The 6453-nt window shown below is 63.4% G+C and carries 8 protein-coding genes; 4 read left to right on the top strand and 4 right to left on the bottom strand.

Annotated features, from left to right (window positions below; genetic code table 11):
* The 3 genes from RDN59_RS10900 to RDN59_RS10890 form a co-directional block, all read right to left on the bottom strand.
* Window positions 1-552: TIGR02206 family membrane protein (locus tag RDN59_RS10900; protein WP_308607859.1), on the bottom strand; the 552-nt coding region annotated here is incomplete at its 3' end.
* Between the two features lie 101 nt (window positions 553-653).
* Entirely contained in the window at window positions 654-1301 is a 648-nt protein-coding gene (locus RDN59_RS10895; protein WP_308607858.1) for an ABC transporter ATP-binding protein, read from the bottom strand.
* Window positions 1301-2296, bottom strand: a complete 996-nt coding sequence (locus RDN59_RS10890) for an ABC transporter permease (RefSeq protein ID WP_308607857.1) — start codon at window positions 2294-2296, stop codon at window positions 1301-1303. Before RDN59_RS10890 ends, RDN59_RS10895 begins: the two co-directional genes overlap by 1 nt.
* Window positions 2297-2411: 115 nt before the next feature.
* On the opposite strand from RDN59_RS10890, the gene RDN59_RS10885 reads away from it, so the two are divergent.
* From RDN59_RS10885 to RDN59_RS10875, 3 genes are read left to right on the top strand one after another with little or no spacing between them, the layout of a single operon-like run.
* Complete coding sequence (locus RDN59_RS10885) at window positions 2412-3560, top strand: sensor histidine kinase (RefSeq protein ID WP_308607860.1); 1149 nt, start codon at window positions 2412-2414, stop codon at window positions 3558-3560.
* Window positions 3553-4173 (top strand): response regulator transcription factor, encoded by a 621-nt coding sequence (locus RDN59_RS10880; protein ID WP_308607856.1) that lies wholly within the window; start codon window positions 3553-3555, stop codon window positions 4171-4173. The genes RDN59_RS10885 and RDN59_RS10880 overlap by 8 nt, the downstream gene beginning before the upstream one ends.
* Window positions 4174-5193, top strand: a complete 1020-nt coding sequence (locus RDN59_RS10875; protein WP_308607855.1) for an NAD(P)-binding domain-containing protein — start codon at window positions 4174-4176, stop codon at window positions 5191-5193.
* 3 nt (window positions 5194-5196) lie between these two features.
* Here the strand turns inward: RDN59_RS10875 and RDN59_RS10870 are convergent, their stop codons facing one another.
* Window positions 5197-5769 (bottom strand): VanZ family protein, encoded by a 573-nt coding sequence (locus RDN59_RS10870; RefSeq protein WP_308607854.1) that lies wholly within the window; start codon window positions 5767-5769, stop codon window positions 5197-5199.
* Between the two features lie 86 nt (window positions 5770-5855).
* Between RDN59_RS10870 and RDN59_RS10865 the strand changes: the two genes are divergently transcribed.
* A partial coding sequence (locus tag RDN59_RS10865; RefSeq protein WP_308607853.1) for an alcohol dehydrogenase catalytic domain-containing protein occupies window positions 5856-6453 on the top strand: 598 nt, incomplete at its 3' end.

The following is a 6453-nucleotide window of genomic DNA, read 5'->3' as shown; positions in this document are numbered from 1 at the left end:
GTGGTTGAGGAAGCCGTAGTTGCCGTCGGTCTTGGCATTAACCGCCATCGCGGTGGCCATCCACACGGGCGTGACCTTCACGGCGAAGCGATAGCCCTTCCACGTCGGTCGGTAGCCCAAGCCAAAGGTCAGTGCTAGCGAAACGGCGAGTGCCACGATGTGGAAGAACCAGTAGGTGCCAAACCGCAGCCACCGCGGTGAGAAGTAGTAGATGACATCCGGGGTGATAATGGCCTGCGGGTTGAGGATGATGCCCCAGAAGTAGGTCAAGGTCAGGGCATGCTCATTGCCGGTGATCAGGCCCAGCGCCAAGATCGGACGCAGCACATCGCACAGGTGCAAAGGCAAAGACTCCCGGATATCGAATTGCTTCGGGTCTAGGGAGATGACCGTCCACGCAGTACCCGCCACCAGCAAGGCCCAGCCCACCATCCGGCGGATAAAGGTCTCGCGGGAGGTTCCCTTGATTCTGCGAGCAGCGACGATAAAGACCCCGCAGGCCACCACAGTGATGCTCAACATGAGCGCGTGCAGCGCGGTCCACTGCTGCATGCGCGGGTAGTCAGTTGGGCTTACTCGGGGCTTGCGGGGTCGTATCATAACGGGGCTTTAATTTACCCCTTTGTATGAACACGTGAGAGATGAGAGGGTTTTTACGCGGCTAGCTCGGAGTATTCGGAGAGCTTTCCGTCCTTGACCTCGACCACGTTGTCGGCATAGTCCAGTAGGCTGCGGTCATGCGTGATGAACAGCGTGGCGGTGCCGAAGTCATCGGTGACACCGCGCAGGAGCTTGGCAATCTCGCGGGAGAGGGTGGAGTCGAGGGCAGAGGTGGGCTCATCAGCAAGCAGCACGGAAGGCTGTCCCATGAGCGCGCGCGCAATATTGACGCGCTGGCGCTGACCACCAGAGAGCTGGTTCATGCGGCGGTTGCCAAAGCCCTCCAAGCCCACGAAGCTGAGCAGCTCATCGGCACGATCCTGGCGCGGCTTGCAGCCCTCCATGTGGTCAATGATGAGCAGCTGTTCGCGCGCCGTCAGGGCGGCCAGCAGGTTGGCCTGCTGGAAGATGAGCCCGCGGGAGCCGGTTCGCTCCACGGTGCCGGAGTCCGGCTCGATGAGCCCGGCGGCTACGGAGAGCAGCGTAGACTTGCCGGAGCCCGACTCGCCGATCACGGCGGTGAGCTCCCCCGGCTTGACGTCCAGGCTCACGCCGTCGAGTGCAGTGGTGCGGGACTGGCCGTCGGGGTAGGTCACCACGATGTCGCGGAGGGACAGGGCGGGAGTAACGGTGGTAGTCATTAGGCGTTGCCTCCTAGGGCGTCGAGCGGGTTGATTTTGGAAACGCGGCGGGTGGCTAGGAATGCACCGGCGATGCCGAGCAACCAGATGCCGAGTGCTGGGACAATGACGGTCATGGCGGAGACCTCGAAGGGCACGGCACCTTGGGTGGCAAGGCCCAGCAGCCAGCCGACGAGCGCGCCTACCCCAACGCCGATCGCCAGGATGATGGCGGCCTGCGCGATGGCATCCTTGAGCAGGTACTTCACGCTGGCGCCAAGGGCGCGCAGGATGGACAGGTCACGGGTGCGCTGGATGGTCCAGATACTCAGGAAAGCGATAGTGACCAGCGCGGAAATACCGTAGAGGAAGGCCTGCATGGTCAGCAGGGAACCGCGCTCCGAGCTATAAGCCGGAAGACCGGACAGGGCCTTGCCCATGGACACGGAGGTGTCGGTCGGCTCCTGGGACAGCACGGCTACGCCCACCATGTCCTCAGGAGAATGGGAGACCTGCTGCCAGGTTTCGGTAGAAACCCACACCACCGGGGAGTGGGAGTAGTACTCATCCGCGACCGCTGCCTGCACATCGAGGTCCACACCACCAAGGGTGCCCCGGGAAGGCGCGTTCATCTCTTCATCGATGGATTGGCTCAAGACCATGCCTTCCTCCGGAATCACGGTGTTGGAGCCAGGGATCTGGGTGCCTTCGGGCAGGCCGAAGACTGCCACGCCGCCGTGGCCCTCCAGCTTGGTCTGCGAAGTACCAAGCGGAATGCCAGAAGCGAGGACGTCCTCGGCGAAGATCTCCGACTCGGTGAAGGACGGGTCTTCCGTCGAGAAGGTCACATAAGGAGTCTGCTCCCCGAGTGCCTCGAGGGCAGACGTATTTTGTTTGGATAGGCCTTGGGTCAGGCCGGACAACATAACGAGCAACAACGTAATGAGAGCCACGACGCCGCCGATCAGGAAGAAACGACCGCGGGCGGTGACTATCTCTCTCAATGCCAGGAACATACTATTTATCCTGCGTGTGCGTGCGCCGAAAGTAATCGAGTAGCCAGTTGAACCTCCACTCAACCAGTTGGTTGATTCGCCCTCCCCCACCTAGGCGATAGGCTTGTGCCTCGTGATGATGAGCAACAAACTGTGGACCGTGGGACTCCACGCGATGTTCGGTTTTCTCCTCGTCTTCGGCGTACTCCGCGCCTGGGCTGATGAGCGCCTCGACGCCCGCGTCTTCGGCCTCTCCATCGCACTCGCAGTGGTCTACACGGGGTTTGTCGTCTTCGGCTCCCGCACCATCACCCGCCCCATCCCCACCACGTTGTGGCTCGCCGCCCTATGCCTGTTGTGGGTCGGTCTCATGGTGCATGCCCAAGACTTCATGTGGCTCGAGTTCCCGCTGGTCTTCGTCTTTATCCATGCGCTTCCCTTCTGGCCAGGCATCGTTGCCAGCGTGGTGCTGTGGGCCGTCGCCGCCTTCGTCCCCGCGTGGCTCCACCCACAGGGGTGGACTGCGGCCGCGGCCATCGGTCCGTTTATCGGAACCTGCTTTGCCGTAGCCGTTTACCATGCCGCCCGCCGGGTTCAGGCGGAGGCGGCGCACCACGCGGCCGTCGCCAAGCAGCTGCGTGAGACCCAGGAGGAGCTGGCGGCCAGCGAGCACCAAGCCGGGCGCCTCGAGGAACGGGAACGTCTCTCCCGCGAAATCCACGACACCGTAGCGCAGGGTCTTTCCTCCATCGTCCTGCTCAGCCGCGCCGCCAAGAACACGTCCGCGCAACAGGACGTGACCGAGCAGCTCGCGCTCATTGAAAAGGTGGCCCAGGACAACCTGGCCGAGGCCCGGCGCTTCGTCAAAGAGCTCGCAGCCCCTGCCTCCTCCATCGACGCGGAACTGCGCACCCTCGTGGATGAGCTCCAAGCCCAAGCCACGGGCCTCGGGCTGCGCACCCGCTTCGGGCTCAAACTCACCGGTAGCGCTGATGTCCCCGCCGAGTTTTCCCACGTCATCCTGCGCGCCGCGCGCGAAGGACTCACCAATGTCATGAAACATGCCGATGCCGACCGCGCCGTGGTCACTCTGGGCTCTTTCGAGGATGAGATCACCTTGGATGTCGTCGATGACGGCCGCGGCATCGAAGGGCCGCGCGGCTTCGGGTTAACCGGCCTGGAGCAGCGTGTTCGCAGCGTCGGCGGCAGCGTCCAGGTAGAATCTTCACCCGCCGGCACCGCGCTCGCGGTGCGAATCCCAACAGGAAGCAGCCGCAATGGTTAACGTGATGCTCATCGATGATCACCCCGTGGTCCGCGCCGGGCTGCGCGCGATTCTTAACGCCTTCCCCGACATCGAGGTGGTGTTGGAAGGCTCCGACGGCTCGGCCGTCGAGCAGCTGACGGATGCTGATGCTCCCCATATCGATGTGGTCGTCTGCGATATTCAGATGCCAGACGTCGACGGCATCGCCGCCACCCGGCGCGTGCGCGAGCTCGACGGTCCACCGGTGCTCATCCTCACCACCTATGACACGCAGGCGGACATTCTGGCCGCCGTGGAGGCGGGCGCGCTGGGTTACCTGCTCAAGGACGCTCCCGAGGAAACGCTGCACACCGCGGTGCTCGACACGGCTGCGGGAAAGCGCACCTTGGCGCCTGAGGTCACCAACCTCCTGGCGGAGCGCTTGGCCCAGCCGGAAACCGCGCTTTCTCCCCGCGAGCTGGAGATCCTGCAAGCACTAGCCACGGGAGCCTCCAACAAACAGATTGCCCAGCAGCTCTTCATCTCCGAGGCCACGGTCAAGACCCACCTGATTCACGTCTATCAGAAGCTCGGCGTGGAAACCCGCACGGCGGCCGTCTCCGCTGCCCGCGAACGAAAGCTCATCCAGTAAATGCATACGTACGATTGCATCGTGGTGGGTGGCGGCCAATCCGGCCTGGCCACCGGCTATTACCTGCGCCGTCAGAAGCTCGATTTCCTCATCCTCGACGCCAACTCCTCCCCGGGCGGGGCCTGGCAACACGTGTGGGACTCACTCACGCTCTTTAGCGATGCCCAATCCTCCACGCTGCCCGGCTGGCCCATGCCTTCTTACCCGGGTTTCCCGCCGGCGTCCCACGTGGTGGACTACCTCACCCGTTATGAGCAGCGCTATGACCTTCCGGTCCGGCACGGGGTTGCGGTGGAGCGCGTGCTTGACGACGACCCCCGCTTCCGCCTGTTTACCTCTCACGGTGAGTTTTCCGCCCTCACAGTTGTGGCCGCGACGGGCACGTGGTCCGCGCCGTTCATCCCCTTCTACCGCGGTGAGTTTCAGGGGCGCCAGTGGCACACGGCGAGCTACCCGGGGCCGAATCCTTTCTTAGACAGAACCAGCAGCGGCCATACCAGCCGTGTGGCCGTTGTCGGCGCCGGCAACTCCGGTGCCCAGATTGCTGCCGAGCTAGCCCTCGCCGGTGTGGACACCACGTGGTTTACCACGCACCCTCCGCGCTGGATGCCGGATGATGTGGATGGGCGCGTGCTCTTTAGCCGCAACCGCCAGCGCATGCTGGCGAAGCTTCGCGGCGAACCGGACCCAGGCCCCGAAACTGAGCTAGGAGATATCGTCATGGTCCCGCCCGTCCTCAAGGCCCGGGATAGCGGGCTGTTGGGCACTACCCCGATGTTCGATTCCCTCGATGAACTCACCGAGCGGGGCTTCAGCGATCTTATCTGGGCCACCGGCTTCCGCCCAGCGCTGCGCCCGTTCCCCGGGCTGTTGGCAGAAGGAAAGCCCACGGTGGAAGGATTCTTCCCCGTGGGCTATGGCACGTGGACTGGTCCGGGCTCGGCCACGATTACTGGTGTGTCACCCTATGCACGGCAGGTGGCGGGGGACGTCGCCAAGCTCGTTCGCTCTTCCCGCTAGGCGCTACAACGCCACCATGGCGAGGAGCACCACCGCTGCCAGCGCAAGCAGGAATCCCAGGCGGCGCAGAATCTTCACCTGCTCGTCGCGCCCCACGCGCGCCATGAGTGCGGCGCCGAGGACAGAGCCCACGGTGTTGTACAGAAGATCATCAATGTCGCTAAAGCCCAGGGCAAAGATGTACTGGGCGCTTTCTATGCACAGGCTAACCATGAGGCCGATGAGCATCGCCCCACCCAGGCCCCAGCGAATACTGGCAAGGTTGCGCCCGGCCACGTAAAGCGCCGCGCCCAGCGGCATGAAGAGAGCAATATTCCCCAGGAGATCGGTCCACCCGCCGTACCACACGGAGGCGTTCTCAAAACCGCCAAAGAGCTGCAGGTTGACCCTTCGCACCGCATGCGCGGAGCCGTCCACCACGCCGGGGATATCCATAAAGGACTTGCCTATCGTGGCCAACGCCACGACCACCAGGGACAGGGCCGCGACCAAGAAGGAATCACGACGCAGGTGCGGATATGGATCCGGCGCGGGTCGTAGCCTATTGCGCGGGTGTTGAGCTTTAATCCCAGACATGCGCTTCACCCTAACGATGTTCTCTGGAAACCGGCTGAAGCATAAGCCAGAAAACACTGCTTCACATCCTCTGTACGATAGTGCCCATGAGCACACTCATTGTCACCCGCACGGATTCCGGAGCAACCCATTCTTTCCAGGAGCAGCCCCTGCTCGGGGAAGGTGACACGGTCGTAGATGTGCAGTTTTCTTCCCTCAATTACAAGGACGCCATGGCCTTGGAGGGCGATAAGGGCGTCATGCGCATCGATCCGCTCGTCCCGGGCATCGATGTGGTGGGCACCGTGGTGGAAACTTCCGATTCACGCTTGAGCCCTGGCCAGCTTGTCGTCTCCTGCGGCGATGGCCTGGGCGAGTTCCGCCATGGCGGCTACACCACCCGCCAGCGCGTCAACGGTGAAGCCACCATCCCTGTACCCCAGCGTTTCAGCGCGCACGATGCCGCCGCAATTGGCACGGCCGGATACACCGCCGCTATCTGCGTGAACCAGCTGCGCACGCACGGCACGACGAAGGGCCATATCCTCGTCACCGGTGCCACCGGCGGCGTGGGCTCCATCGCGGTCCAGCTGCTCAAGTCTTCCGGCTACGAGGTCACCGCCGTCACCGGCCGCGTGGAATCCCAGTCGGAGTACCTCACCTCACTCGGCGCGGATCACGTGCTTGACCGCGCAGCGCTGTCTG

Source organism: uncultured Corynebacterium sp., from assembly GCF_902489365.1.
Classification (GTDB): domain Bacteria; phylum Actinomycetota; class Actinomycetes; order Mycobacteriales; family Mycobacteriaceae; genus Corynebacterium.
This window is presented reverse-complemented; position numbering and strand designations above follow the sequence as displayed.

Bases quoted from the DNA above. Each gene is read 5' to 3' on its own strand.
- RDN59_RS10870 (WP_308607854.1), bottom strand. From the start codon at position 5,769: ATGTCTGGGATTAAAGCTCAACACCCGCGCAATAGGCTACGACCCGCG.
- RDN59_RS10875 (WP_308607855.1), top strand. From the start codon at position 4,174: ATGCATACGTACGATTGCATCGTGGTGGGTGGCGGCCAATCCGGCCTG.
- RDN59_RS10895 (WP_308607858.1), bottom strand. From the start codon at position 1,301: ATGACTACCACCGTTACTCCCGCCCTGTCCCTCCGCGACATCGTGGTG.
- RDN59_RS10890 (WP_308607857.1), bottom strand. From the start codon at position 2,296: ATGTTCCTGGCATTGAGAGAGATAGTCACCGCCCGCGGTCGTTTCTTC.
- RDN59_RS10885 (WP_308607860.1), top strand. From the start codon at position 2,412: ATGATGAGCAACAAACTGTGGACCGTGGGACTCCACGCGATGTTCGGT.
- RDN59_RS10880 (WP_308607856.1), top strand. From the start codon at position 3,553: ATGGTTAACGTGATGCTCATCGATGATCACCCCGTGGTCCGCGCCGGG.